At 57.0% G+C, this 26,258-nt stretch carries 27 protein-coding genes and 1 tRNA gene; 16 read left to right on the top strand and 12 right to left on the bottom strand.

Features of this window, described 5'->3' with window-relative positions; all coding sequences use genetic code 11:
- Nucleotides 1-3 precede the first annotated feature (3 nt).
- The 4 genes from sucD (at nucleotide 4) to BMOU_RS11000 (ending at nucleotide 4,297) form a co-directional block, all read left to right on the top strand.
- Nucleotides 4-927 carry a succinate--CoA ligase subunit alpha gene (gene sucD, locus BMOU_RS05335; protein ID WP_034875507.1) on the top strand — a complete coding sequence of 308 codons (924 nt, stop codon included), beginning with the start codon at nucleotides 4-6 and terminating at the stop codon, nucleotides 925-927.
- Entirely contained in the window at nucleotides 924-2,306 is a 1,383-nt protein-coding gene (locus tag BMOU_RS05330) for a cell division protein PerM (protein ID WP_034875502.1), read from the top strand. Before sucD ends, BMOU_RS05330 begins: the two co-directional genes overlap by 4 nt.
- A complete protein-coding gene (purH, locus tag BMOU_RS05325) occupies nucleotides 2,254-3,882 on the top strand; it encodes a bifunctional phosphoribosylaminoimidazolecarboxamide formyltransferase/IMP cyclohydrolase (RefSeq protein ID WP_034875500.1) in 1,629 nt (542 codons plus the stop codon). Before BMOU_RS05330 ends, purH begins: the two co-directional genes overlap by 53 nt.
- Nucleotides 3,883-4,015: 133 nt before the next feature.
- On the top strand, nucleotides 4,016-4,297 hold the full coding sequence (locus BMOU_RS11000) for a DUF3017 domain-containing protein (protein WP_081738502.1): 282 nt from the start codon (nucleotides 4,016-4,018) through the stop codon (nucleotides 4,295-4,297).
- Here the strand turns inward: BMOU_RS11000 and BMOU_RS05320 are convergent.
- Entirely contained in the window at nucleotides 4,214-5,158 is a 945-nt protein-coding gene (locus BMOU_RS05320) for an MIP/aquaporin family protein (RefSeq protein ID WP_034875498.1), read from the bottom strand. The two genes, BMOU_RS11000 and BMOU_RS05320, sit on opposite strands and share 84 nt — an antisense overlap.
- A 141-nt stretch (nucleotides 5,159-5,299) precedes the next feature.
- On the opposite strand from BMOU_RS05320, the gene BMOU_RS05315 reads away from it, so the two are divergent.
- Entirely contained in the window at nucleotides 5,300-6,073 is a 774-nt protein-coding gene (locus BMOU_RS05315; protein ID WP_034875496.1) for a pseudouridine synthase, read from the top strand.
- Complete coding sequence (gene der, locus BMOU_RS05310; RefSeq protein WP_034875495.1) at nucleotides 6,070-8,199, top strand: bifunctional cytidylate kinase/GTPase Der; 2,130 nt, start codon at nucleotides 6,070-6,072, stop codon at nucleotides 8,197-8,199. The genes BMOU_RS05315 and der overlap by 4 nt, the downstream gene beginning before the upstream one ends.
- Before the next feature lie 75 nt (nucleotides 8,200-8,274).
- Here der and BMOU_RS05305 read toward each other — a convergent pair whose 3' ends face one another.
- The 4 genes from BMOU_RS05305 to BMOU_RS05290 form a co-directional block, all read right to left on the bottom strand.
- Nucleotides 8,275-8,700 (bottom strand): hypothetical protein, encoded by a 426-nt coding sequence (locus BMOU_RS05305; RefSeq protein WP_034875493.1) that lies wholly within the window; start codon nucleotides 8,698-8,700, stop codon nucleotides 8,275-8,277.
- Nucleotides 8,701-8,800: 100 nt separating this feature from the next.
- Nucleotides 8,801-9,409 (bottom strand): hypothetical protein, encoded by a 609-nt coding sequence (locus tag BMOU_RS05300; RefSeq protein ID WP_034875491.1) that lies wholly within the window; start codon nucleotides 9,407-9,409, stop codon nucleotides 8,801-8,803.
- Nucleotides 9,378-9,953: a hypothetical protein gene (locus tag BMOU_RS05295; protein WP_034875489.1), complete on the bottom strand. Its 576-nt coding sequence runs from the start codon at nucleotides 9,951-9,953 to the stop codon at nucleotides 9,378-9,380. Before BMOU_RS05295 ends, BMOU_RS05300 begins: the two co-directional genes overlap by 32 nt.
- Before the next feature lie 33 nt (nucleotides 9,954-9,986).
- Complete coding sequence (locus BMOU_RS05290) at nucleotides 9,987-10,754, bottom strand: hypothetical protein (RefSeq protein WP_034875487.1); 768 nt, start codon at nucleotides 10,752-10,754, stop codon at nucleotides 9,987-9,989.
- Nucleotides 10,755-11,054: 300 nt separating this feature from the next.
- Between BMOU_RS05290 and BMOU_RS05285 the strand changes: the two genes are divergently transcribed.
- The gene (locus BMOU_RS05285) at nucleotides 11,055-12,476 is read left to right on the top strand and encodes a flotillin family protein (protein ID WP_200864825.1); all 1,422 of its coding nucleotides are present in this window, start codon (nucleotides 11,055-11,057) and stop codon (nucleotides 12,474-12,476) included.
- A gap of 428 nt (nucleotides 12,477-12,904) precedes the next feature.
- Here BMOU_RS05285 and BMOU_RS05280 read toward each other — a convergent pair whose 3' ends face one another.
- A complete protein-coding gene (locus tag BMOU_RS05280) occupies nucleotides 12,905-13,495 on the bottom strand; it encodes a TetR/AcrR family transcriptional regulator (RefSeq protein ID WP_081738500.1) in 591 nt (196 codons plus the stop codon).
- 195 nt (nucleotides 13,496-13,690) lie between these two features.
- On the opposite strand from BMOU_RS05280, the gene BMOU_RS05275 reads away from it, so the two are divergent.
- Together BMOU_RS05275 and BMOU_RS11400 are read left to right on the top strand one after the other, a co-directional pair.
- Nucleotides 13,691-14,473 carry an alpha/beta fold hydrolase gene (locus tag BMOU_RS05275; RefSeq protein WP_200864824.1) on the top strand — a complete coding sequence of 261 codons (783 nt, stop codon included), beginning with the start codon at nucleotides 13,691-13,693 and terminating at the stop codon, nucleotides 14,471-14,473.
- A gap of 16 nt (nucleotides 14,474-14,489) precedes the next feature.
- Nucleotides 14,490-14,819, top strand: a complete 330-nt coding sequence (locus BMOU_RS11400; RefSeq protein ID WP_200864823.1) for a hypothetical protein — start codon at nucleotides 14,490-14,492, stop codon at nucleotides 14,817-14,819.
- A 221-nt stretch (nucleotides 14,820-15,040) separates the two neighbouring features.
- On the opposite strand, the gene BMOU_RS05270 is transcribed toward BMOU_RS11400, so the two are convergent.
- Nucleotides 15,041-15,117: transfer RNA gene (locus BMOU_RS05270), tRNA-Pro, on the bottom strand.
- Nucleotides 15,118-15,299: 182 nt separating this feature from the next.
- On the opposite strand from BMOU_RS05270, the gene BMOU_RS05265 reads away from it, so the two are divergent.
- The 6 genes from BMOU_RS05265 (at nucleotide 15,300) to BMOU_RS05240 (ending at nucleotide 23,017) form a co-directional block, all read left to right on the top strand.
- A complete protein-coding gene (locus tag BMOU_RS05265) occupies nucleotides 15,300-16,748 on the top strand; it encodes a UTP--glucose-1-phosphate uridylyltransferase (RefSeq protein WP_034875485.1) in 1,449 nt (482 codons plus the stop codon).
- Nucleotides 16,749-16,887: 139 nt separating this feature from the next.
- A complete protein-coding gene (locus BMOU_RS05260; protein ID WP_034875483.1) occupies nucleotides 16,888-18,801 on the top strand; it encodes a helix-turn-helix transcriptional regulator in 1,914 nt (637 codons plus the stop codon).
- Between the two features lie 12 nt (nucleotides 18,802-18,813).
- Nucleotides 18,814-19,131: a hypothetical protein gene (locus tag BMOU_RS05255; protein ID WP_034875481.1), complete on the top strand. Its 318-nt coding sequence runs from the start codon at nucleotides 18,814-18,816 to the stop codon at nucleotides 19,129-19,131.
- Nucleotides 19,132-19,150: 19 nt separating this feature from the next.
- A complete protein-coding gene (locus tag BMOU_RS05250; protein WP_034875479.1) occupies nucleotides 19,151-21,757 on the top strand; it encodes a DEAD/DEAH box helicase in 2,607 nt (868 codons plus the stop codon).
- A 94-nt stretch (nucleotides 21,758-21,851) separates the two neighbouring features.
- The gene (locus BMOU_RS05245) at nucleotides 21,852-22,199 is read left to right on the top strand and encodes an RNA polymerase-binding protein RbpA (protein ID WP_003841738.1); all 348 of its coding nucleotides are present in this window, start codon (nucleotides 21,852-21,854) and stop codon (nucleotides 22,197-22,199) included.
- Nucleotides 22,200-22,303: 104 nt separating this feature from the next.
- Entirely contained in the window at nucleotides 22,304-23,017 is a 714-nt protein-coding gene (locus BMOU_RS05240; protein ID WP_034875477.1) for an HAD hydrolase-like protein, read from the top strand.
- Between the two features lie 147 nt (nucleotides 23,018-23,164).
- Here the strand turns inward: BMOU_RS05240 and BMOU_RS05235 are convergent, their stop codons facing one another.
- The 5 genes from BMOU_RS05235 to BMOU_RS11700 all read right to left on the bottom strand — a co-directional run bounded on the left by BMOU_RS05235 (nucleotide 23,165) and on the right by BMOU_RS11700 (nucleotide 25,277).
- Nucleotides 23,165-23,548, bottom strand: coding sequence for a hypothetical protein (locus tag BMOU_RS05235; protein WP_034875474.1), 384 nt, complete (start codon nucleotides 23,546-23,548; stop codon nucleotides 23,165-23,167).
- Nucleotides 23,549-23,625: 77 nt separating this feature from the next.
- Nucleotides 23,626-24,246, bottom strand: a complete 621-nt coding sequence (locus tag BMOU_RS05230) for a MerR family transcriptional regulator (RefSeq protein ID WP_034875472.1) — start codon at nucleotides 24,244-24,246, stop codon at nucleotides 23,626-23,628.
- Between the two features lie 101 nt (nucleotides 24,247-24,347).
- Nucleotides 24,348-24,785, bottom strand: a complete 438-nt coding sequence (locus BMOU_RS05225; protein WP_033488966.1) for an FHA domain-containing protein — start codon at nucleotides 24,783-24,785, stop codon at nucleotides 24,348-24,350.
- Between the two features lie 61 nt (nucleotides 24,786-24,846).
- Nucleotides 24,847-25,047 carry a hypothetical protein gene (locus BMOU_RS05220; RefSeq protein WP_034875468.1) on the bottom strand — a complete coding sequence of 67 codons (201 nt, stop codon included), beginning with the start codon at nucleotides 25,045-25,047 and terminating at the stop codon, nucleotides 24,847-24,849.
- Between the two features lie 98 nt (nucleotides 25,048-25,145).
- Nucleotides 25,146-25,277: a hypothetical protein gene (locus tag BMOU_RS11700; protein ID WP_268744945.1), complete on the bottom strand. Its 132-nt coding sequence runs from the start codon at nucleotides 25,275-25,277 to the stop codon at nucleotides 25,146-25,148.
- 436 nt (nucleotides 25,278-25,713) lie between these two features.
- Between BMOU_RS11700 and BMOU_RS05215 the strand changes: the two genes are divergently transcribed.
- Nucleotides 25,714-26,091: a hypothetical protein gene (locus BMOU_RS05215; protein WP_235143713.1), complete on the top strand. Its 378-nt coding sequence runs from the start codon at nucleotides 25,714-25,716 to the stop codon at nucleotides 26,089-26,091.
- Nucleotides 26,092-26,258: the final 167 nt, after the last annotated feature.

Below are 26,258 nucleotides of genomic sequence, written 5' to 3'. Positions count from 1 at the left end.
AACATGACGCTTTTCATTGAAGACGGTGCACCGGTCATCGTGCAGGGCATGACGGGGCATCAGGGCATGACCCATACGGCCCGTATGCTCAAGGCGGGCACCAACATCGTTGGCGGCGTCAATGCACGCAAGGCCGGGCTTGATGTCGAATTCCCGGGCGCACATAACGGAGAGGATGCCACCATTCATGTATATGCCAGTTGCGCCGAAGCCGTAAGTGCCACCGGCGCCACGGCAAGCGTGGTTTTTGTTCCGCCCCGCTTCGCCAAAGACGCCGTGGTCGAAGCCATCGAAGCCGGCATCAAGCTGATTGTGGTCATCACCGAAGGCATTCCGGTCGCGGACAGCGCCTATTTCGTCGAACTCGCCCTGCGCAAGGGTGTGCGAGTCGTAGGTCCGAATTGCCCGGGTCTGCTCACGTTGCCATCGTCCGAAGGCGCCAAGGGTTGCAATCTCGGCATCATTCCGGACGGTATCGTCTCCCGCGGCCCGCTTGGCCTGGTCTCCAAATCCGGTACGCTGACCTACCAGCTGATGGGTGAGCTGTCCGATATCGGCTTTACCGCATGTCTCGGTGCCGGCGGCGATCCGATCGTCGGCACCACCTTGCTGGAGGCGCTGGAGGCATTCGAGAGTGATGACGCCACCAAAGCCGTCGTCATGATCGGCGAAATCGGAGGCAGTGCCGAACAGGATGCCGCCAAGTGGGCGGCCGAGCACATGACCAAGCCGGTCGTCGCATACATTGCAGGCTTCACCGCGCCGGAAGGCAAGCAGATGGGTCATGCAGGCGCCATCGTCTCCGGAGGCAAGGGTACCGCGCAAGACAAGAAGGATGCGTTGGAGGCCGTCGGCATTCGTGTCGGACGCACTCCGGGACAGACTGCGGAGATCATGCGCGAGGTGCTTGCTGCCAACTCGCTATGATGACTCACCTGAAGTATTGGTTGAAGGGGCTTGCCGTCGCCGCAACGTCCATGATCGTCTACGCCGTTGCCCTCGGTTGCTATATCGCACTGATGCTTCTGGTCATTTCCATGGAGGAGGGCGGAGACAACCTTTCCGCCCTCTCCGTACCGTTGACTGAAGCAGTTGTTCTGCTCAGCCAGGGCGTCGGCTTCCAAGCCGGTGCGATCACGCTGACAATAACCCCGCTACTGCTGACGGTGTTGCTGATTGCGCTGATCGCTTCGTTCGCGACACGCTTCGGCACTGATATCAGGGGATTCGTTTCCGGGTCGGTGTTCTGGGTGCTGATGAACGTCCTATTCGCCCACAGTGCGGAGGTGACGTTACTGGACCAGCTCACCGGCATCATATGGAAATCGGCCCTGGTGTTCGTCACAGGATATGCCGTCGCCGCAATTCCACGAAGCGAATTGACTCGACGACTGTTGGGCAAGGTGCAGACGCACGTTTCCGCCCCGGTTCGCAAGACCATATCGATTGGCGCGATTTTGGGCGTATTGCTGATCGGCATCTACCTGATGGCGGGATTGGCCGCCGTATTGTACTGGTGTCTCTCCAGTCGATCCGCAGTGATGAATCTTTATGAGCTTTCCGGCATGCAGACCGGCTCGCGCGTTCTCACCACCATCGCGGTTATCGTATGGCTGCCCAATATCATGATCTGGGCCGTGTCATGGCTGTTCGGTTCCGGTTTCGCCATAGGAGACCTCGCATCCTTCACCATGTGGAGCGGTCAGGGAAGCGCGCTGCCGGCGCTGCCGGCATTCGGCATACTTCCGCAGGCCGTGTCCATACCGTGGGTCCGCATCGTCCTACTGTGCATTCCATTTGCGGTGAGCCTGATCTCGGGATTGGCGATTATGCTGTTCAATCGCGGCTTCGCCGTGCGTATCGGCAAGCCGAACCAGCCGGTCGACGTCAAGCGCATGATATCCGGATTCGCCTGTTCGGCAGGCACATTCTGCATTGCCAGCGCATTGGTCGCCATATTGGGCAGTGTGCTGTTCGCACTGTCGAACGGAGCCTTGGGAACGAAGCACCTCGCGCACATCGGAGTGCAGGTGGTCGCTTCCACTCGCAAGGTCGGTCAGCCAACTGCATTGGGCCTGTTCTCATCATGGCTTGTCATGCTGGTTGGTGTGGCCGCTGTTTTCGGGATACGCTGCGTCATGGGGCGTATCCGGGAGGCCAGGGGCATGTCCTCTGAGCCAACCACCGTCAAACGTGAATTCACCGTCGTTCCCCGCACGGTGAATTCGACCATCAACAACAAGGAGGAGCAGGGTGACAACAACGAATCGACAGATACGGAGGGCTCTGGTATCCGTCTTCCATAAGGAAGGCATCGAGGTACTCGCCGAGGCGTTCATCAAGGCTGGGACCGAGGTGGTCTCCACCGGTTCCACCGCCAAGCGCCTTGCCGAGCTGGGTGTCAAGGTGACCGAAGTCTCCGAGGTCACCGGCTTCCCGGAATGCCTTGACGGTCGTGTCAAGACCCTTGATCCGCACATCCATGCCGGCATCCTCGCCGACATGACCAATGTGGATCACGCGGCTCAGCTGGAACGGTTCGGCATCAAACCGTTCGATTTGGTGGTGGTGAACCTGTATCCGTTCGCCGATACCGTACGATCCGGGGCCGATGAGGCAGCCACCATCGAAAAGATCGATATCGGCGGTCCTTCCATGGTTCGTGGCGCGGCCAAGAACAGCGCCACCGTCGCCATCATCACCGATCCGAATGACTACGCTCTGGTGGCTTCCCGCATCGAAAGCGGCAAGGGCTTTTCCCTTGATGAGCGCCGTTGGCTCGCCGGCAAGGCCTTCGCACATACCGCGGCCTATGATGCGACCATCAACGAATGGACGTCCAAACACTGGACGAAGCCGGCATCCATCGAACAATCCGCTGCCGAGGATGAGGCTGCGGTGAATGAAGCCAAGTTCCCCGGCGCATTCACCCGCACCTGGGACCGAGCCCATGTACTGCGTTACGGCGAGAATCCTCATCAGCAGGCGGCTTTGTATCTCGATCCGCTGAACCGGAACGGTTTCGCGCACGCCGAACAGCTCGGCGGCAAGCCGATGAGCTATAACAACTACGTCGATGCGGACGCCGCCTGGCGTGCCGTGTGGGATTTCGCCCCCCAGATCGCCGTAGCCGTGGTCAAGCACAACAACCCATGCGGATTGGCCATCGGCGCCACCGTCGCGCAGGCCCACAAGAAGGCCCACGCATGCGACCCGATGAGTGCCTACGGCGGCGTCATCGCCGCGAACAGCAAGGTCACTCTCGAAATGGCCGAAAGCGTCCGACCGATTTTCACCGAGGTCATCGTCGCACCGGATTATGATCCGCAGGCACTCGAATTGCTGCAGACAAAGAAGAAGAACTTGCGTATCCTCAAGGTCGCCGAGCCGCCGAAATCCAAGACCCAGTTCCGCCAGATCGACGGAGGCCTGCTGGTGCAGTCCACGGATCTCATCGATGCCCCCGGCGACGATCCCGACGCGTGGAAGCTGGTGTCGGGCGAGCCGGCTGATGCCGAGACCATCAACGATCTGGTCTTCGCGTGGCGGGCCATCCGTTGCGTCAAGTCCAACGCCATCCTGATCGCCCATGATCAGGCGACGGTCGGCATCGGCATGGGGCAGGTCAATCGCGTGGATTCCGCCAATCTGTCGGTCGAACGTGCCAACACGCTGGCTGATGGCGCCAATCGCACCAAGGGCGCTGTTGCCGCATCCGATGCGTTCTTCCCATTCGCCGATGGCGCTGAGATTCTCATTAAGGCTGGGATCAAGGCCATCGTGCAGCCCGGAGGATCCATCCGCGACGAAGAGGTGTTCGAAGCGGCCCGCAAGGCCAATGTCAGCATGTATGTGACCGGTACCCGCCATTTCTTCCACTGACGGGGGGTAGGATCCGTCCGGGATTCTCCGGTAACGCAAGGCGTGGCGTCCATGGTCATGAAAACGACGGACGCCACGCTTTGTTATGATTGCTGCGCTATGTTTATGACATCTAAGGAAGGTGTGACGGCCGATGAAGCATCCTTATGTTTCCGAAGACCACGAAGGCAAGCCCTGGTTTGAGTGGCTGGTGGCCGCCGCAGTGGCGGTTTCCGCGTTGCTGGCCTTCCTCGGCCATACGAAAGCCGCCACTGTGATCATCGCAGTGGCGGCTTTGGTCACCGGACTCATTCGGCTTGTATTGCGCGAACGCAGTCCTTGGAAGGTGCGGTCAGTCGCGTTCGACGCCTTCATCGGCATTGCCCTGGGCATCGGACTGCTTGTCCTGCTCGTCCTGTTCCCCGTCGGCATGTAGCTCTTCATCGGTCTCGGCCGATACTTCCTCTTGAGCGTCATCACCTTCCTCGGTCTTGGCGCCCTTCTTATTCGGGGAGGATATCATGGCGGCGACGATGATCACCAAAGCCACGACGGCCGCGGCAAGAACGGGGCAGATCCAAAACACCCACAGCTGCTGCAGCGGTTCCTCGTTAAGGCCTTGGTTCTGAGCGAAAATCGCAATGCCGGTGGCGCGTGCCGGGTTCAGGGCGGCACCCGTCACCGGATAGGTGATGGTGGTTCCCACAGCATAGGCCAAACCCATGGCAACGGCGTACTTGGTGTTGGATTCGTCATGCTCGCCCATGCCACGCATCGCGGTGGCGGCGATGATCAGACCGGCGATCAGCTCGACGACGACGGCCAGGGTGATGCCGAAGCTCAGCCCGAGATTGGCCAAGGTGGAGTAGGATATGGAGGCTTTATCAAACCCGTTGACGGCCAATGACAGCCAGCTTTTAAATGGGACCTGCTCCGACGTCGGCAACAGGAAGCGAATGGCCGCGCCCGCGCCGATACCGCCCAGCAACTGGGCGATGATATAGAGAATACCGTCAAGTACACGCGTTTTGCCGGTCAGCATCGCGGCGATGGACACCGCGGGATTGAATTGGCCACCGGAGATCCTGCCGAAGATCAGGATCATTACGGCATACGCCGCGCCGGTCAGCAACGCGATGAATGCCATGTTCAGGTTGGAAACGATGGCGTCGAGCGTGCAGATCGTGTAGATGGCGAAGCAAATGAAGAAGCTGCCCACCAGTTCGGCGCCTACGCGCAAAGCCAACGGTTGCTTTTTGGATTCCTCGGTTACGGGTGTTGCCTCAACAGCAGTCATAGTCTTTCCTCTGTCATATAGTTAATCCGTTGTAGGTACGTAAAAGGTCCTACCGAACGACTGCCATAGTACCAGCAGCTCCTACAAGAGCGGTACATGGCATCGAAATCCGATTATCTATCCGGCCACGTTGGGAGAACGATGCCAAACGCATATTCCCGCGCCGCCAAGGCGCATGACAATAACAATGAAGGTATCCGCCTGCAGAAGCTGCTCGCACAGGCAGGCTTCGGATCCCGCCGCAAATGCGAAGAAATCATCACCGACGGACGTGTCGAGATCGATGGCGAACTTGTCACCGAACTCGGTACCCGAGTCGATCCGAAGCACCAAGAGGTTCGAGTGGATGGTTCCCGCGTTCGCGTGAACCCCAATCATGTCACGCTCGCCCTGAATAAACCCAAGCGCGTGCTGAGCGCCATGGATGACCCGAAGGGCCGCTACACCCTGCGCGATATCGTCGGCGATAAATACGAGCGCATCTTCCACATGGGACGCTTGGACTACGATTCCGAGGGTCTGATTCTCATGACGAATGATGGCGAACTGAGCCAGCATGTCATGCATCCCAAGTATGAAGTCGAGAAAACCTACATCGCCACGCTTGAAGGCCGTATCAGCGGCACGGTCTGCCGCCGTCTGGTCACCACCGGCGTGCAGCTCGACGATGGATGGATCAAACTCGATCGTTGCGCCATTCTCGATTCCAGCCGTGACAGCACGCTGGTGAAGGTGGTGCTGCATTCCGGCAAGAACCGTATCGTACGCCGCATCTTCGGTTCGATCGGTTTCCCGGTCAGGCGTCTGGTCCGTACGCAGATCGGCCCGATCAAGCTCGGCGACCTGAAGTCCGGTACGTATCGGGTGCTTTCGCAGGTCGAGGTACGTTCCCTGTCAAAGGCGGTGGGGTTGTGATCCGTGTAGCCATCGATGGTCCTGCCGGAGTGGGCAAATCCTCCACCTCCAAGGCTTTGGCCAAGTACTACGGCTTCGCCTATCTCGACACCGGCGCCATGTACCGTGCCTGCGCATGGTGGTGCCTGCATAAGGGTATCGATCTGGATGCCGAACCCGTGAACGAGCGGCTGATCACCGAAACCGTGGGGGAGTTCTTCACCGAGGGGCATTTCGACATCAGCGTCGATCCGGACGATCCGAAGGTCACTGCGGACGGCGTTGATATCAGCGCCGAAATCCGTTCCTCCGAGGTATCATCCCATGTCTCCAAGGTATCCAACGTCATTCCGGTGCGCCATGTGCTGATTGCGGCGCAACGTGCCTATATCGCGCGTGAGGCTTCGGCGGACTCCTTCTCGGGAGGCCTTGGCGTGGTCGCTGAAGGACGCGACATCACCACTGTGGTGGCTCCCGATGCCGAGGTGAGAATCCTGCTCACCGCCCGTGAAGAAGTGCGTCAGGCCCGCCGGACGGGACAGTCCTCCTCCGGAGTGGGCACGGAGAACGTCGCGGCACGGGACAGAGCCGATTCCAAGGTCACTAATTTCACCTCCGCGGCTGAAGGCGTGCTCACCGTCGATAATTCCGACCTGGAGTTCAGTGAGACGCTGGATGTGCTCGTACGTATCGTCGACGATGCCATCGAAGAGCAGGAATATCGTCAGTATGTCTCCAACTTGGACGACTATGAGCTGGACGAGGGCGACGAGGGTCTGATCGACGGTTCCTCATTCATTGGTGGCGAACGTCAGGCCGGTCCGAAGCCGGTGGGCGTACTTGCCGTGGTCGGCCGCCCGAACGTGGGCAAATCCACGCTGGTGAACCGTATCCTCGGCCGGCGCGCAGCCGTAGTGGAGGATACGCCAGGTGTGACCCGTGATCGTGTGAGCTACGACGCGGAATGGGCCGGCACCGACTTCAAATTGGTCGATACCGGTGGCTGGGAGGCCGACGTTGAAGGCATCGAGTCCGCCATCGCCTCGCAGGCGCAGGTGGCCGTGCAGTTGGCCGACGCCGTGGTGCTCGTGGTCGACGGCCAGGTAGGTCTTACCTCCACCGACGAACGTATCGTGAAGATGCTGCGTGCCTCCGGCAAACCGGTGACGTTGGCGGTGAACAAGGTCGACGACCGCGAGAGCGAGTATCTGACCGCCGAATTCTGGAAGATGGGTCTGGGGGAGCCTTATGGCATCTCCGCCATGCACGGGCGCGGCATCGGAGAATTGCTTGATGCCGCGCTGGAATCGTTGAGGAAGGCGAAGAGGACCTCCGGATTCCTCACTCCGTCGCACTTGCGCCGAGTGGCTCTGGTCGGCCGCCCGAACGTGGGCAAGTCTTCGCTTCTCAACCAGTTGGCGCACGAGGAACGTTCCGTGGTCAACGATCTGGCCGGAACCACCCGTGATCCGGTTGATGAGGTAGTGACCGTGGACGGCGAGGATTGGCTGTTCATCGATACCGCCGGTATCAAACGGCGCCTGCACAAACTGTCCGGCGCGGAGTATTTCTCGTCGCTGCGCACGCAGGCCGCCATCGAACGCTCCGAACTCGCGCTAGTGCTCTTCGATGCTTCGCAGCCGATTTCCGATCAGGACCTGAAGGTCATGAGTCAGGCCGTGGACGCAGGCCGTGCCATTGTGCTCGTGTTCAATAAGTGGGATCTTATGGACGATTTCGATCGTCAGCGCATGGAGCGTCTGTGGAAGACCGAATTCGACCGCGTGACCTGGGCGCAGCGTGTGAATCTGTCCGCCAAGACCGGTTGGCATACCAACCGTCTTGCCAATGCCATGCGCAACGCTTTGCAATCCTGGGATAAGCGCATCCCGACAGGTAAGCTTAACGCGTTCCTAGGCAAGATTCAGGCCGCTCATCCGCACCCGTTGCGTGGTGGCAAGCAGCCGCGTATTCTGTTCGCCACGCAGGCTTCGACGCGTCCGCCACGTTTCGTGATCTTCGCCACCGGCTTCCTGGAACATGGCTATCGCCGATATATCGAACGCTGTCTGCGTGAGGAATTCGGCTTCGAAGGCTCTCCGATCCAGATTTCGGTGAACATTCGCGAGAAGAAGAAACGCAAGTAAAACAACAGATGGCTGTCCACCCTCATCTGGGGTGGGCAGCCATCGCCGCCGCATGCGAATCATGTCGCATTCCGTTCAGAACAGCGGTGTCTCCTCCTCATCGCGGGACTCGAGGTATCCGCTGACGGCTCGTCGTGCCAGCGAGCTCAGCGAAATGGCGTCCTGTTCGGCACGACGGCGCGCCCGCAGGCCCAGATCGTAGGGGAGTCGGATTTTCCATTCATCGCCCAGCTGTTCGCGGTCGTCGCCGTTTTTCGGCATGCGTCCCAGACGCACCTTATCGTCGCACGTATCAGAACCGTCGCGTTCCAAGGCCCTGCGGGTCAGTTCGGTAAGCGTGATGCCATCGTGTCTTGCCCTTTCGCGAGCCTCAATGCCGAGTTCCTTGGGCAATCGGATTTTCCATTCGTCTTCCTGCCGGGCATGCTCGTCAAAGACATGCGCCAAATCGTCGACGTCATCGAATTGCGGCTGCCTCTCCTTCGGCCCCAAGTCAATCACCTCACATCACAGATATTCTTCCCGAGCATGGAAAACCCGAAATCATAGGGAGGCAAGGCCGCCCCATCACATCTGATTACATGGTTTTGGCTTCATTCTATCAGGAAGCCTTGCATTGGCCGTCGTGAATCTGTTGCGCCACACGGTTCGTCGTCTCATCGAACTTGTATTCGTCACCCATCGTTCGCCTCAGTTCGTTCTCGTCGGCTCCCAGAAACATGACCGCGTAGCTTTGCGTTACCGCCTCCGTGCGGTCGACACCATTGATGACCACGTTCTGGGGACTGATCACGCCGCATCTCATGTGAATGGCATGATGAGCTATCTCGTGTTTGACCGTGGCAAGCGCATAGGCATTGTCCCAGTTGGGCATGCTCGTATTCGCATACAGCAGATTCGGCGTGGTGGGGCAGTATGCGGCCTGTGTCCTGTTTTTGGTGAGGTTGGTTCCGGACGGACATGCCTTGTACAGGTCATCGAAATTCCAGTCGATCTGCATTTCAGCCAGGCTCGCCGCCTGCTTCGCGGCTTGCAACCAGTCGTTGCCGTTGTATTGGTAGGCGGCGACTTGTGCCTCAAGTTCCGGCCATGTCTTTTTCAAGGTGGCGGTGTTGGCCTCATCGGTCGTGTAGGTTTCACCGTTTTCGCCGGTGAGCGTGATGGTCACACCCAGTGCCTCATGGTTGTTGAAATGCCGCTCGACCTGCATGACATCGTTTTTCCGGGCGGCGATGATATTGTCCAATTCGCTGGTCTGCACGCTGTACACCGAGTCGTCGGAATTTTTTATAGTTGTCATATTTCAGAAGAATGGCCGCGTAGTCGAGAATGTACTTCTTGGTGCTGTCGGACCATTCCATCTGGTTTTGCTTGATGAATCCATCCGCATCGGTCTCGATGGCGCTGGTGACGCTCTCGGAAAGATTATGAATGTAGTCGATGGCGTCCTGGTAGGTGGGACGTTCCTTGATGTTGTACCACAGGTCGATGCTTCCGGCTTTCGGCTTGTTGTCGTCGCTCTGCATCCTGCTTGTGGCCTCATCGATGATGGCGCTGGACCTCTGGCTGATGTAGAGGGTCAGTCCGCCGAAAAGAAGCACGATGATGAGTACCGGCACCATGATGACGCTGATCACAATCGCCGCGACGCCGCCGCCGCTGATGCGCTTGTACGGCTTGCGCGGTGGCTGGTTGTATGGCTGTTGCGGCGGCCATACGTAAGGCGATGGCCGTCCGGGTTGCTGTTGCGTCATTCCATTCTCCTTCACTCGGTTTTGTGAGTCCGCTCAGTTTTGTGAATCGTCTTCGCCGCTGGCGCCGTCGCCTATGGTCTCGTTCCAGTGGGCGAGCGCGTAGTCGATATCGGCTTGGGAGAAGCCGGAATACTTCAATCCCGAGGTGATGAACTTCCTGTCGTTCTTCTCTGATGGATCGTTGTATTTGAATCCGCTGATTTCCGCACGACGCAAGGCGTTTCGACCCCAGTTGGCATTGATGTTGTTCAATGCCCATGTTGCGGTGGGCTCATCGAACTCGCCTATGAGCGTGGAGCAGACGCCTGATCGTGACTCGCCTCGGTGTTCATCCGCCAGTCGCTCCGCTTCACGCAATGCCTTATCGGAGTCCAGACCCGTGGTCGGCTGAGCATTCGCGGTAGTGCACCAGGAGCTTCGCGCCGTAGTGGTGAGCGCCTGTTCCTCGTGCCTTACCGTATGTCCGAGCATGATGGAACAGGAAACGCACATGCCAATCATCAGCAGCACGATGACGCCGAGAACGATATACGGTATCTTGGTCGTCGGCTGCTTGGCCGCGACCTGCGGCGGATGCGTGGAGTATGTGTACGGGGTTTGCGGGTACTGGTTGTACGGCCTTTGCCCGTAGGCATTCCATCCCTGCTGGTTCGTGATGGGCCGGCCGTATTGGTCTTGGATCGGCTCACCGTGCTGGTTGAACTGTGGCGGAGCCGCGGTTTGCGGCGGTACGTTCGGATTGTCGTGGGGAGGATTTCGCCGATGTCTCTGCTGTTCGCTGTACTGCCCGTAGTCGCCCATGTGCTTTCCCGTTCTTCGTCGCCCTCGTGGTAGTGGCCTATCGAAAGGTCATCAATCGTTAGTTTAGGATATCTTACTATTTCTAGGAGAAAATCTCGGAAAAACATTCATTTAAACACTGAAAGACAAAAGGATTATCTAGGACTTATGTCCGTCGCATATACGGGGGTGCCCGTTTCACTCCGGTGTATGGTGAAGTGTATGCCCTGCTCATGCGGGCATACCGGGCCTGAATCCCTACGCTCTGCCGGTTGCATTGGTCCCCGCACATGCGGGGCGTTCCGAAGAAAGGAAAAGAAGTTGCCGACAGCACTGATAATCGGCGTGGTCGCCGTCGTTCTCATTATCGTTCTCGCCACTGCGAGCTACAAGGTGTGCCCGGCCAACAGGGTCATGGTCATCACCGGTCCAGGCGGACGCCGCTTCGTATCAGGCGGCGCCGCATTCATCATCCCGTTCATCATGCGGGTGGACTGGCTGAGCTTGGGAGCCGTCCAGTCCCTGCTGAAAACCGACACCCCGATTCCGACCAAGGACGCGATCCTCATCGACGTGAACGCGGTCGCCAACTTCCAGATCGCCTCCGAAACCATGACCATGGACGAAAACGGCAAGCGGATCAAGGCACTGGAGAACGCGGCCAAAAACTACCTGAACCAGTCGAAGGACAAGATGGAGAAGGACGTGACCCAGGTCCTTCTCGGCAAACTACGTGAGGTCATCGGCAAGACCGAGCTGAAAGAGCTGATGGAGAACCGTGACACATTCGCCACCACGGTTGCCGAAAGCGCCAAAATCGACATGGAACGGCTCGGCCTGCAACTGACCACCTTCAACATCCAGGACTTCACCGACCGGCAGAACGTCATCGTCAACATGGGCGCCGAAATGGCGGCGGAAATCCAACGGAACGCGAAGCTCGCGGCGATTAGGGCCGAACAGGACGTGGCCATCCGCCAGAACGAGCTCGACCTGAAGAACGCGGAACTGCAGACCGCCGCGGACAAGGCGAAGGCCGAAGCCGACGCGGTCAGGGGAATCACGGCCGCCGAACAGTCCAAGACGTTGAAGGTCAAGGAGCAGGAGGCGGAAATCGCCGCCGCGGAAAAGAGGGCCGTACTCGCGCAGCGCAACGCCGAGGTCAAGGAACAGGAGCTGAACGCGACCGTCCGCAAGCAGGCCGAAGCCGACCGTTATGCCACCGAGCAGAAGGCCGACGCGGAACTCTACGCGACACGGAAGAGCGCGGAGGCCGAACTGTATCGTCGCCAGCAGGAGGCGCAAGCCACCCAGGCCACCGCAGACGCCGACGCCCACGCAACCAGCGTGCGCGGCAGCGCGGAGGGAGAGGCGGCACGCGCCAGGGGCGTCGGCGAAGCCGAAGCCATCCGCGCCCAAGGCGACGCGTACAACAGCATGAACAACACGTTCATCCTCGCCCAGCAGTACATTGCCATCCTGCCCGAAATGGTCAAGGCGGCGGCCGAGCCGCTGACCAAGGTCGACCACATCACCATGTACGGAGACGGCAACGGCACCAGGCTGGTCGGCGAAACCGTCAATAATGTGAGCCAAATCAGTGAGGGACTGTCACAGTCCCTGGGCATCGACCTGAAAGGCTTGTTGAACAGTGTCGTGGCGGGACATGCGGCGGGCGACGCGCTGAAACAGTCCGCGCCAAAGCCCGTGTCCGAATCGGCTTTGGACGCCCATGGTCTCTGATATCCGGTCCATGATCCGGACCCGGGCGGGCACCTCCTCCACATGCGTGAGGGGTGCCCGCCTTGGCATACAGTCGGGCGATCCTGCGCCTTTGCTTTTCGTACCGGCCGGAGCCGGAGCCTTTGCGCTGGCGGGAGAGTTTCCTTTGCTGCCGCCGGAGTGCTTTGATCCGATGTGACGGTTCCTTCGGGTTACGGATGCGGCGGCGTTCGCCGTCATCGTAGACGATGCTGCCGAGCTCGCCCCAATAAATCCATCGTGGCTTTTCTGTCGAATGGCGCGTAGTCCTGTTCCTTGACCTGGGTGACGAAGCTGACGTACCAGCGGCCGCTTGGCTTATGGATGACGGTGCATGAGGACGGTTCGGACGGCGATCCGTACTCCATTTCGTTTCCGAAGAGGCTTACCGATGCTTATAGTGCAGCGAATCAGGCGGGGCGTTTTCTATTGGGCATTTGAAAAACCTTGATGAGTTCGCCGAGCGCCCTAAAGATATCATCGGCGATTTCAGAAGAGCTCTTAGGATTCTCTTCCATAATCCGATGGATAATAATATTGGAATAACCACCGACTGTGAAATAATACATATCATCCAAGGAAAGATCAGGCTCATCCGCCCTGATACGCTTCCATACGGCGCTTCCCATATACATTCGCTCGTTCACCCGATTGAAATTCTCTATCAAGCGGTAGTGCCTACGATCCCTGATCAATAGTCTCAATCGTTCCCTATTCTTGAAAAAATAATCAAGATTAATGATCATCATCTTCTTAAGTGATGTTTGTCTTATGATCTCATCTTTCAGTTGATAGTATCTCGTAACGAATTGATCATAATAAAATTCCAAAATGTCATCTTTATGCTTGAAATAACGGTAAAACGTACGCTTGGAGACTCCCGCCTCATTCAATATTTCATTCAACGTCAACTCATCAAACGTGTTATCGGGCAACAGCGTAAAAACAGCGTCCACAATCTTCGTTTTGGAGGTCTCTATTTGCCACTCCTTGCCATTCATTCTCCGTTTCCTCCTTCTACTCGGCGTCATTATTTCGTGTTACCACCTGTATAGCGTACAGCCGCAAAATTCCGATTCCTGCCGCCACTTTCGGATCGGATCAGTGGCTCTTGTAAGGTCAGAACTTGTATCTCGCCACGCATTCGTTACTGTGTTGATACGTCTCCATCGTAACGAATGCCAAAGAGGAGCGGTATGACCATCGAAAAATACACAGGAATCGAAAATTTCGATTTTCAGATTCTCAGACTGACGGGTGAATTGAAAAAAAGATATCCGACCATCGCGGAAGATCTTGAAACGATCCGTCAGATTGACCATGATTTCGAAACATGGTATCAATGGTGGTCCCAAAGAGCGGAACATTACCGATCGATAGGGCAATTCGAAATCGCCATGACCTATTATCGGGCCAGCCTATTTTATCTTAACTTTGATGACACCCGCAAGCAAGAAACCTATCTAAAATATAGGGATTGTCTTGAATTATTCCACAGCAATGACGGATTCCAATTTCACCGCATCCCCTACTCCAATGGCTATTTGCCAGCCGTCTTCATTCCCAAGGAAAACGCCACGAAAACTCTTCTGGTAATAGGTGGGTCCGATTCCTATATGGAGGAACTGGTGTCTTGGTTCCTGCCTCTGCAAGAAAACGTGGACTATAACCTGTTACTATTCGATGGCCCCGGTCAAGGTTCCGTCCCCTTCCAAAAACTTTATTTGGAGGCGGATTATGAAAAGGTCGTCAAACAGGTTCTGGACTATTTTGCATTGGAGGAGGTGGACGCCATCGGCCTTTCCTGGGGCGGCTACTTCGTTTTGAAGGCGGCATCACGTGAACAACGAATCAATAAATGCATCGCCTTTGACATCTTCTACTCCGCAATGGATACCCTCAAATTGCAAACAAGTCCGGTGGAATATTCCTTGCTGAATATAGGTCTCCTGCTCAAACAAAAAAACGCTCATCAATAGGGTGATCGGCCGAAGAATGACGAACGATCTCAACTTAAGATGGATGGTGCAGCATGGCCAGAACATAACGGGGCAGACCAATCCGTTCGACATGATAAACCAGATCAAACGGCATAACATCTCGCCCTATCTGGAACTCATCAAGCAGGACTGCCTGCTACTGGCGGGAAGCCATGATATGTACGTTCCGAGCTATCGGCTCAAAGAGATGGAAGCACGGATGGTCAATGCCAGAAAGCTGACGACACGCCTGTTCACCGAAGAGACGGGCGGCGTTCTACATTGCCAGATCGACAATATCAGCGTCGCCTTTGAGGAGATACAGAACTTCCTGACCAGCAAATGAACGAGGAGCGGAATCGCCGGCCACTCGCACGAACCGGCGATTCCGTTCTGCCATCGAATAGGCCAGACAAGTCAAAAAGGCCCTATACACCTATACACGCAAGGCCGATAAGCATCCGCCAAATCCAGGCAAAGCAAGAGCGGAGACTGCCCAAACTTGCCCAAACATACGCAAACGGCGGCATTCCGAAGGTCCTGAAATCGTTGGAATTCCGCCGTTTTTGGTCGGACCAGCGGGATTTGAACCCGCGACCCCTTGACCCCCAGTCAAGTGCGCTACCAAACTGCGCTATGGTCCGAACGGTGCAAAGCACCAAGTGAGAAATTTAGCATATCTCCTGGTGATTTTCAAACGCAACGTGTCGCGCAGATGTCGTACGTGTGTCATTTGTGATGAATCGCACACCGTCGCGTGGTCATTTACCCCCGATAACCGTGAGGTGCCGTAAGATGGCTACACTGTTACTAGAGATGATGCCCGATGCGGAAGGGAACCACATTGACTGAGGACGTATTCGAACAGTCCGCCGTAAAGATGCGGGAACACGGAATGACCGATATGGCCATCGCCCAGTTCAAACGCCTGTATGAGGTCTGGCGTAACGAGGAGGCCAGCAGCTGGATTCGTGAGGATGAGGTCGAACCGCTTACCGGCGTGCCGAGCTTTCATGACGTGTACGAGACCATCAACCATGACAAGGCGGTCGACGCCTTCGCACAGACCGCCTTCCTGAAGCTCAACGGCGGCCTTGGCACCTCCATGGGCTTGGATTGCGCCAAATCATTGCTACCGGTACGCCGACATAAGGCCCGTCAGATGCGTTTCATCGACATCATCATCGGTCAGGTGCTCACCGCCCGTACCCGTCTGGGCGTGGAGCTTCCACTCACCCTGATGAATTCCTTCCGTACGTCCGACGACACCATGAAGGTGATGCGGACCAACAAGAAATTCCACCAGGATGAGATTCCGATGGAAATCATACAGCACCAGGAGCCGAAAATCAGCGCCAAGACCGGTTCACCGGTCTCATTCCCCTCGAATCCCGAACTTGAATGGTGCCCGCCGGGGCATGGAGACCTGTTCTCCACCGTGTGGGAGTCAGGCCTGCTTGACAAGCTCGAGGAACGGGGCTTTAAGTATCTGTTCATTTCGAACTCCGACAACCTGGGGGCACGTCCCTCGCGTACGCTCGCCCAGCATTTCGAGAATACCGGTGCGCCGTTCATGATCGAGGTAGCCAAACGCACGCCGGCCGACCGTAAGGGCGGCCACATCGTACGCGATAAGACGACCGGACGTCTTATGCTGCGCGAAATGAGCCAAGTGCATCCCGACGACAAGGATGACGCACAGAACATCGACAAATATCCGTACTTCAACACCAATAGCATCTGGGTGCGCATCGATGCGTTGAAAGCCAAGCTTGCCGCGTATGACGGCGTATTGCCGCTGCCGGTGATTCGCAACAGGAAGACCGTGGATCCCACCGATCCGACCAGTGAACCGGTCATCCAACTGGAAACCGCCATGGGTGCAGCCGTCACGCTGTTCGACGGTGCGACCTGCGTGTGCGTGGATCGTATGCGTTTCCTGCCGGTCAAGACCACGGACGATCTGTTCATCATGCGTTCCGACCGTTTCCATCTGACCGACCAGTATGAGATGGAGGACGGCAACTACATTTTCCCCACGGTGCATCTCGACGCGCACTACTACAAGAACATCCATGATTTCGACACACGTTTCCCGTATTCCGTGCCTTCGCTTGCCGCCGCCAATTCGGTGACCATCGAAGGGGATTGGACCTTTGGCAGGGACGTCATGATGTTCGGCGACGCGCGGCTTTCCGATCAGGGTGAGCCGAGCTATGTACCGAATGGCGAATACGTTGGGCCGCAAGGCGTCGAGCCGGATGATTGGGTCTGAAACAAGGCTATGCCCAACACGAAAAACGTTGTTTTTTCGTAAATTGAACGCGATATACGCGAAAACCCTCTATCATGGAATGAGGTGTGGCATGTGGACCACACACTTACAACGAAACGTTAACGAGACGTGAGGACTAATGGCAGAGGGCAGTAACGGAAGGCGGCGTTTTTCCGACAAATGGGGCAAGCACGAGCTCGACGTATTGGCCGTGTTGTCTTCAGCTTTCCCGCAATGGCTCACCTCCCGTCAGATCGCCCAGCGCGTGAAGGCGTACGCCGATTCCTACGGCGAGCTGGCCGACCAGGCGGCGAAGGCGGCATTCGCCAAGCAATTTCAGCGCGACCGCGCCAAACTGGCCGCCATGGGCATCGCCATCGAATCCCGACAACCGGAATATTCTTCGAAATCCGAAGGCCAGGATTTCGCTTCGTATCGTCTGCAATTGGGCGATGAGCCGCGTGTTCGGCTGCGTTTCGCGCAGGAAGACCTTCCCGTGCTTGCCGCGGCGAACTATCTGGCTCGTTCCATGTCGATTTCCTCGACCCCCGTGCAGCAGGTGCAACACACCTCCCGTACGGCACCGCGTGTGCCTCAGACCCCGATTCCGGGTCTCGGGCTTGATTCCATCGCTCCGGGCCTTGGTACGCAGGCCATTCCCGACGAACTCGTCAAGGTGGTCGATCAACGCCGTTTCGCCGCAACCGTGGATGTCGACGGCGAGCATCTGAATGTCGCCTACACCGATTCGGATGACCTGGCCATGTTCGTGCTCAGCCACCCGGGTGCATGCATCGTGAGCCCGCAGGAGGCCGTTGATGCGTTCAACCGCCGTCTGAACGCCGCGACACAGTTCCAGCCGGCCGATGAATCCGCCGGTGCCAATCGCTCCACCGTCGTCTCTCCGGAAATCAGCCGCAAGAGCGCGGATGATGACGAATCGGAGGAAGGCAAGGGCCGCCAGAAGAAGAATTCCGCGTTCCAGACCGGCAGCGAAGTCGACCGCAGATTGCGTCTGATGCTGTTCCTGTCGGCGCATCTCGGCGAGGAATACTCGTTGGAGGAGCTTGCCGAACGTTTCATCGGCAAGCCGAAATCCGATGATGAGATGAAGAAGTACGTCAACGTCATCCATAAGGACATCAACACGCTTACCACGGTGTCGGATGATGGTGAAATGGCGGGTAGCCAGTTCTTCGATATCGATTGGTCCCTGCTGGATGCCGAAGGCATCGTATCCGCCACGAATTCACTGGGGCTGGAGCGCCTCGCCGGCATCTCCCAGCAGTATCTGAGCATGCTGACCGCTTCGGTGAGCTATCTGGCGCATTCGCCGCTGTTGCCGGATAGGCAACGCAGCCAGGCTGAATCCTTGTATCGTCGTCTGCGCCAGCACGTCGAGCCAGGTCAGATGCCTTGGCTCAGCCTGACCGGCTATGAAATGGAACCCCGCAGCTTCTCCATCGTCAAGAACGCCATCGCAAAGGGTGCCCTGCTTGACATGGAATACACCGATGGTGCCGGAAACACCCGTCGCAAGCTTGTCGCCCCCGACAAGATCTTCGTCGATGAAGGTGTGTATTTCGTTGCGGTATGGACCGACGTGGCCAATGCCGCGCCGAAGGACAGGCTGCGGTTCGTCAGGAAAGACACCACCATCAATAAGGCCAATGGCAAGCCTCGCATCTGGCAGGTGCTGCGCATCTCGCGCATTGAGAAGGCCGAGTTGGTCGAACCGATCGAAAAGGTCGATATTCCGGATGTGCCAGTATCCGAGCTGCGTAAATGGAGCTTCGATAACGGCACCGCAGCCGTGTTCATCACCAATCAGTCCGATCTGCCATTCATCGACCGTCTTCCCGGCGCCACCGTCGAGCAGTGCGGGGATGGCAAAAAGGTGCATCTGATTGTCTCCTCCGATTCTTGGTATGTCGCCTTCTGCATCGCACATGCCCGTCATATCACCGCGGTTGCGCCGGAGACCCTGCGCACGATGATCGTCGCGCGAGCCCAGCATGAGCTCAGCATCGGCGGTCATGAGAACGAAGACTGATCGGAGAACGACATGCCTTGGTGGATCTGGCTTCTGCTTGTTCTGTTCATGCTGGCAATGATCGTCGCGGGATGCATCTATGTGGTGTTGCACGGCTATCATGCGTTCAAAGACATTGCGCAGGTGGGAGGCCGTGTCGGCGAACGCTTCGGGGCCATGCAGAATACGCTGCCCGAGGAGGAGGCGAATTCCGCGCCTTTCTTCACCAGACCATTGCAGGATGCCGCGAATCGCTACGTAGACGCCCATGCTCAGGTCATCAAACGTCGCGAGGCGAAACGTGAGCGCCATGCCGCTCAGTGGGGTCGCTGGAACCACTTCAACGATTAAGCAATACCTATAAGGAATCATGACTCATCATCGTCACCGGCACAACGGTTCCGTGGATGCTGCAAGCACCGACGAGACCATGAAGCCATCACCGGCACAACGCTATGCCGCATTCAAGCAGACCCAACGCAGGCAGGCCACGGTCGCCGCGCGATTCGCGCAGTCCATGCCATTCGAGCTTGACGATTTCCAGATGGAGGCCAATGAGGCGCTGGAATCCGACAGCAATGTGCTGGTGGCCGCTCCGACGGGAGCGGGCAAGACAGTAGTTGCTGATTTTGCCATATATCTAGCTCAGGAACGTAATGTCAAGGCGTTCTACACCACGCCGATCAAAGCGCTGAGCAATCAGAAATACCACGATCTGGTGGATCAGTATGGGCCGGATAGGGTGGGCCTGCTCACCGGAGACACGTCCATCAACTCCGAAGCCGACATCGTGGTCATGACCACCGAAGTGTTGCGCAACATGTTGTACGAGCACTCCATGACACTTGGGGCGCTGCGTTATGTGATTCTCGACGAAGTGCACTATCTTGCGGACCGGTTCCGCGGACCGGTATGGGAAGAGGTGATTATCCATCTGCCGCAAAGCGTGAAGATCATCGGTCTTTCCGCCACGGTGTCGAATGTCGAGGATTTTTCCAGTTGGATAGCCTCAGTACGAGGGGATACCAAGCTGGTCGTTTCGGAGAAACGCCCCGTTCCGTTGGAGCAGCACGTACTCGTGCAGGCGGATGACCGCACCGAGCCGGAACTCATTGACCTGTATCGCCGTGACGCGAACGGCGATCAGACCGTCAAGCTCAACGCGCAGCTGATGAATCGTCTCGACCAGCTCGATCGCCAGGCGGCACGCAGGCAAGGGGAGCAGCGCCCCGATAGGCGCAGGGGCAAGGGAAAGGGCACCTGGCGAGGGCAGGAACCCTCCCATAAGGCGGAACGCCATACCCCCAAGCGCTGGGCCGTGGTCGACGAGCTGAACTTTCTCGATATGCTGCCCGGCATCTATTTCATCTTTTCCCGTAATGGCTGCGATCGGGCCGTCGAACAATGCATCAACGCCGGATTGGAGCTGACCGACGGCGATGAGGTGCGCCGCATCCGACGTATCGTCGATGAGATGATTGAGGGTCAGCTCAGCCAGGAGGATCTGAAGGCCCTGCATTTCTCGCAGTTCCGTTTCGCGTTGGAGGAGGGCTTCGCGCCGCATCATGCCGGCATGATCGCCCTGTTCCGTCAAATCGTCGAACGATTGTTCGAAGAGGGGCTTGTCAAAATGGTGTTCGCCACGGAGACGCTGGCCTTGGGCATCAATATGCCAGCGCGTTGCGTAGTGGTCGAAAAACTTGAAAAATATGACGGCACCGGGCATGTCGGCCTCACACCGGGGGAGTTCACCCAGTTGACGGGCCGCGCGGGACGCCGTGGCATCGACACCATCGGCCATGCCGTGGTTGTCGATCATCACGGCTTTGTACCGGCCACCGCCGCCGCGTTGTCCAGCAAACGTGTATACCCGTTGCATTCCAGCTTCAGACCCACCTTCAATATGGCCGTCAACCTGCTGAACTCCAGTGACTACGAAACGGCCCGCGTTACGCTTGATCATTCGTTCGCGCAATGGGAGGCCAATGAATCGGCCTGGCGGCTCGAAGCCCAGATGGATGCGTTGACAAAGGCCCTGGAAGGTTACGAACGTGCCTTCACCTGCGAATTCGGCGACTTCACCGATTTCATGCGTCTGCGCATGCGCTTGAGCGAACTGGAGAAGAACGAACGCCGTCGGCTCAAGCATGAGGTTTTTCGTACCCAGAACGAACGCAGCCATGCGTTTATGGATCTTGATGCGAAGATCGCGGCGATGCGCAAGTTGGATCGCAACCATCCGTGCCGCAAATGCCCCGATCTGCAGCAGCATCTCAAATGGGGGCATCGTTGGGCGCGTGAGATGCGCGAGCTGGAACGCGTGCGGCATCGTTACGAATCACGCACCGGGTCGGTGGCGCGGCAATTCGACCACATCTGCACCGTGCTGGAGGAACTCGGCTATCTGGAATACGGCTCAGCTCAGTCACAGCACGTGGACTACCGACTGACCGAGCATGGTCAGCTGTTGCGCCATCTGTACAGCGAACTTGATCTGGTGCTGGCGCAGGCGATCGATGAAGGGGCCTTTGAAGGTCTTGACGCGCCTGAACTGGCCAGTGTCGTATCGTCACTCATCTATGAGGCACGCGGGGGGAGCGGGGGAGAGCCACGCCATTATCCCGGCGGCATCCAAGGCAACGTGGCCGTTTGCGCGGCGCAGCTGCGCGGCATACACGCGAAGATCGCCATGCTGTGCGAAGACCATGCCCTTGATGAGCCCAGGCCGCTCGATTTCGGCATCGCCGACATCGTCTACGAATGGGCCCGGGGCGAGAGCCTGTCGCATGTGTTGTACGGCACCGACCTGACCGGAGGTGATTTCGTGCGCAACTGCAAACGATTGGCCGATGTACTTCAGCAGATCGCCGTCGCCGAACCGTATCTGGCGGAACATGCCGGAACGCTGGCCACGGTGGCCAGACAGGCAATGGAAGCCGTGAATCGTGGCATCGTCGCGTATTCAGGAGTCGACTGACACCCGTCCGAACACCAGAGTCATTGGAATAATCAACACGTCCGAACTGTTCTGTAGCGTAGACAGAGCAACGATTCAAGGAGGCAAAGGCAATATGGCAGAACGCAGTCTGCGAGGCATGAGCATCGGCGCGAAATCGCTGGAATCCGATGACAACGTGGATTTCGCGGCACGCAATGACATCGCATATGTATGTCCGAAAGGCCACCGAACCATTCTGCCTTTCGCTGAAGGCGCCGAAGTGCCCGACGAATGGGAATGCCGCTGCGGTGCGGTAGCGCATCGTGAAGGCGACGAGGATCGTCAGGCCGATGAAATCAGCAAGCCGACCCGCACCCATTGGGATATGCTGCTGGAGCGTCGCAGTGAGGACGAACTCAAGACCCTGTTGGAAAAGCGTCTGCAGATGCATCGTGACGGCTGGTTCCCGGATTACGAGTGACCTGCGGTTGAACAACACCTGAACGCCCTGCCCGGTCATCACGGCCGGGCATAATTATTGCCTGTATCACAACACAATCAAGGAACCAGAGGAGAACAAACCTCATGTCTGAACACCCGATGAAAGTCGTACTGCTCGATCTCGACGGCACATTGACCAAATCCGACCCGGGTATTATCGGCTGCGTGGTCAGAGCCTTCCAGGAGATGGGGTATCCGGTTCCCGATGACGACGAACTGCAACGCTTCATCGGTCCCGCCATCAGCGAATCCATGCAACGCAACGGCATTCCGGACGATGAGCTCGACAGGGGCGTGGCGATCTATCGTAGATATTACGCCGACGAAGCGGTGTTTGACGATCCCAACAATCCAGGGCAGAAAGTGCCAGGTCGCCTCAACAACACCATCTATGGCGGCATTCCCGAACAGCTCGCCAGGTTGCGCGCGGACGGATACCAGCTGGTCATCGCCAGTTGCAAACCGCAGTACCAATGCATTCCGATTTGCGAACATTTCCATCTCGATACCATGGTCGACGGCATCTATGGAGCCAGCAAGGATAATTCCCGCCTCGACAAGGACCAGGTGATTCGCTGGGCGTTCGATCACATCGGCTATGACGAGTCCGCCGGAGACAAGGCTTTGATGGTCGGCGACCGCTGGACCGATGCCGACGGCGCAAAGGCGTGCGGTTTGGACTGCCTGGGATGCGGTTGGGGCTACGCCGAACCTGGCGAGTTGCAGAAGCACGGCGCATATCGCATCATCGACACCGTGGATGAATTGGCTCAGGCCGTCGAGGAGTACTTCAACTAAACTACCGATAATGTACGTTATGTCAGAAAACAATCTTTGATCGGTCTCTTCATGATGTAGCCCGGTTATATCGGCACGTCCCTTCGGACTTTGCCCGACATAACCGGGCGTTTTCTTGCGGTCTCGCCTCGCTGGCCGCAGACATCATCATTCGGATTCGTCGGCAGGCTTGCCGGTCTGGTTGAGTCTGCGTTCCATTTCGCTTTTCATGCCTTTTCTGGCCTGTAGGTACATGAACGCCAGCTCGGCGGCGATCAGCGCAATCATAACCGCTGCGGACGGCCATCCCAGATGTTCGTAAAAGCGCTGGAATCGCATCGCCATGTTTTCCCTGAATAAGGAATACAGCGGGTATGGCAACGCCCCGATCACCAATGATGTGAAATGTAATCCGATAATCGACCAGCGCACCGGGTATACCGGGCGGTCCTTATGCGAGAACAGGCCGCCACGAATCGAACAAATCGAACAAATGTTCACTGCTATGACGGCGGCGATGATCCAAAGCAGAGCCGGCAGAATATCGAGCATGCGCCACTCCCCTGATGTCTATCTCATAACCATTCGATTGCCTAGGCTGCCATCTTACACAAGGCCCATGGTCACATCTATCTACCGACGGCCCTGGCCTTACGTTGCGCCTCAAGTTTTTTCCGCATGCGCATGGCCGCAATGTCATCGATTGGCCGTTTGCCGTCCATACCGGTCTGCAGTTTCGTCAGGTCGACATATTCCTCATGTTCCAGCGCATCCCTGATCTGCCGCCACAACGAGCCCACGGACACCCCGAATATCGCCTTACCGCTTTGCAACAGCTCGATCATCTGCTCACTGGTGGTGCATTCATGTACTTCCTGACCATCGCACATGATGGTAATGCCCTCCAGCTGTTCGGTCGTACGCTGTGTGAGGAATCCGATGGCCGTGGTCACGTTCTGCAGGTTGATGCCGGCATCCAGCAGTTTCTTGGAGACCGCCAGAACCACCACATCCTTAAACGAATACAGTCGCCGTGAACCGGATCCGTGCGAAGGCGTAATGGATGGTTCCACGATCTGCTTTCGTGCCCAGTAGTCAAGCTGCCGATAGGTGATCCCTGCCACCTTCGACGCCACGGTGCCACGATAGCCTCGTGTGACTTCCTGCATATCGGCCACGGGAAACAACTCCCCCTGTACCACATGCGGCGCGCGCAGACGCAACTGCGTTGTTGACTCTGCATCACTCATCGCGTTCTCCCTATGAACATATGGCTACGCCCATGAGCATTCGTACGAAGCCCATGGGCGCGATGCTGCTGTTCACAGTCTATCCCGCAACATGCGGGATATCAGGCAATGACGGCGGAGTTGGTGAAATAGACCAGGCGAAACTTGCCGATCATGATTTCATCGCCATTGTTCAGCTGCTTCTGGTCGACGCGTTGGCGATTCACGTACGTACCGTTCAGGCTGCCGGCATCAATGACGGAATACGCGCCATTGACCCTGCGGAATACGGCGTGGGAACGTGAAACCGTGGAGTCATCCAACAGAATGTCCGCACGCGGATCGCGGCCCACGGTAATCTCATCTTCATCGAGCAGATAGCGTGAACCGGAAACCGCTCCCCTGGTTGAAATCAGCAACGCCGTGCCATCGGACAGACGCATGATCGTATCGAGATCCTCCTTTGTCAGAGGACGATCGCCAGTGGAGGTTACCGGTACAGTGATTGCAGGAAGACCGATGATGGTCGTTTCGCCTGCGCTTGGAATCGGATCAGTCATACTCGCCATTCTATACATTCCCTTTGCAAATAGCCTGCATTGTCTGGGCCATGGTCACGAATCATACACTGCTTTCACGCGCCGCCTTGTCGATGATCGACACGAACTCGTCATGCGGCAGCATATCGTCATAACTACGCCAACGACGTTCCAGCTCCTTGTTCGCTTCGTCGTGTTGCTTGCCTCCCAGTGTGGCGTAGGCCTTCAGCTCGTTCGGGCCCATATCTTTGACTGGTTGGTTGAGATTCAACGATTCGTTCATAACCGCCCATTCTAATGCCGCGAACCATACCAAAACATGAAAATCGCCTGACGGCACCAAATGTGCCGTCAGGCGATCGAACGGATGTGCGACTAGTTTCAGCGCTGCTGATCGAGCATCTCCTGCAGGGCCTTGTTTACCGACGGAGAGCCGGCGGCCATGGACAGGGTGTTGATGCCGCTCATTTCGAAACCGCGCTTGATCGCGGAGAAGATCTTGTTCTTGTTCATGTTGTGTTCCTCGATTCCTATTAAGACTGTCTGTTATCGATCACCGATGTCGGTTGTGTTGTGAAGCTGCGTGGCGGACCGGTTCAGCGGTTGTTGAGCAGCTCGTGCAGAGCCCTGCCCGCAGCCGGAGTGTTGACCGCCATCAGACCGTTGATTTCGAAACCGCGCTTGATCGCGGAGAAGATCTTGTTGTCGTTCATGTTGTTTCCTTACTTGTTTATATTCTGTGGCGCACCCTGCGCCCCGCTATCTTCTGTTGTGTACGTTGTCCACTATAGAGGCCCATTCGGTGAAAGTCATGGTCTCTTCGTTCGATTTATTGTATTTTCGTCGGTTCTTCTTGACATTTAGCAAAAGAAAAGGTCGGAAAACTCCGTGGCCCATTCCAGTCCGAGGTCGAGGTTTCACCGGTCATATACCAGCGTGCGATCGCAACATGTTCGATATAATTCAAATATTTCCTGCAAGGAGAGTCAAAAACCATAAAAGGTCAGGAAAACATGTCATGAAAGAGTATTTCCGCTACTACACTCCCGTACTGGTTCTCATGGGCATCTCCTTGCTCCTGTTCCTTGCGGGAGCCGGGTTGGAGATACTCTTCAAAGAGGTCTGGAACAACATCACTGGTTTGGAGATGGATGACATGGGAGGCTATACGTTTCTTTTCTCGGCACCACTGATAATGATGGGAGCCCTTTCGGGTTTCCTGCTACGCCGCGCGTCACTGCTGCTCCTGATCATATCCGGATTCGTCTTCTGCATCATGACCCTCACACGTCTCTACAAGCGTCATCGGAACAGGAACGGCCGATAGGCGAACCTCGAGTCGCGGATGACCACATCCCTTTGTTAATCGACAGGATTATGCTGCCAGCGAGTTCACATGCGCAATCATCCGAAACGACCGAATATCGAATGCCGTCATTGGCATGAATCGGGATCCAGATACATGCCAACCGCCATGTTCCACAGGCTCGCGGC

It is taken from the genome of Bifidobacterium moukalabense DSM 27321, assembly GCF_000522505.1.
Lineage (GTDB): Bacteria > Actinomycetota > Actinomycetes > Actinomycetales > Bifidobacteriaceae > Bifidobacterium > Bifidobacterium moukalabense.
Note: the sequence above shows the minus strand (reverse complement) of the source record. Positions and strands in the feature narration are given on the sequence as shown.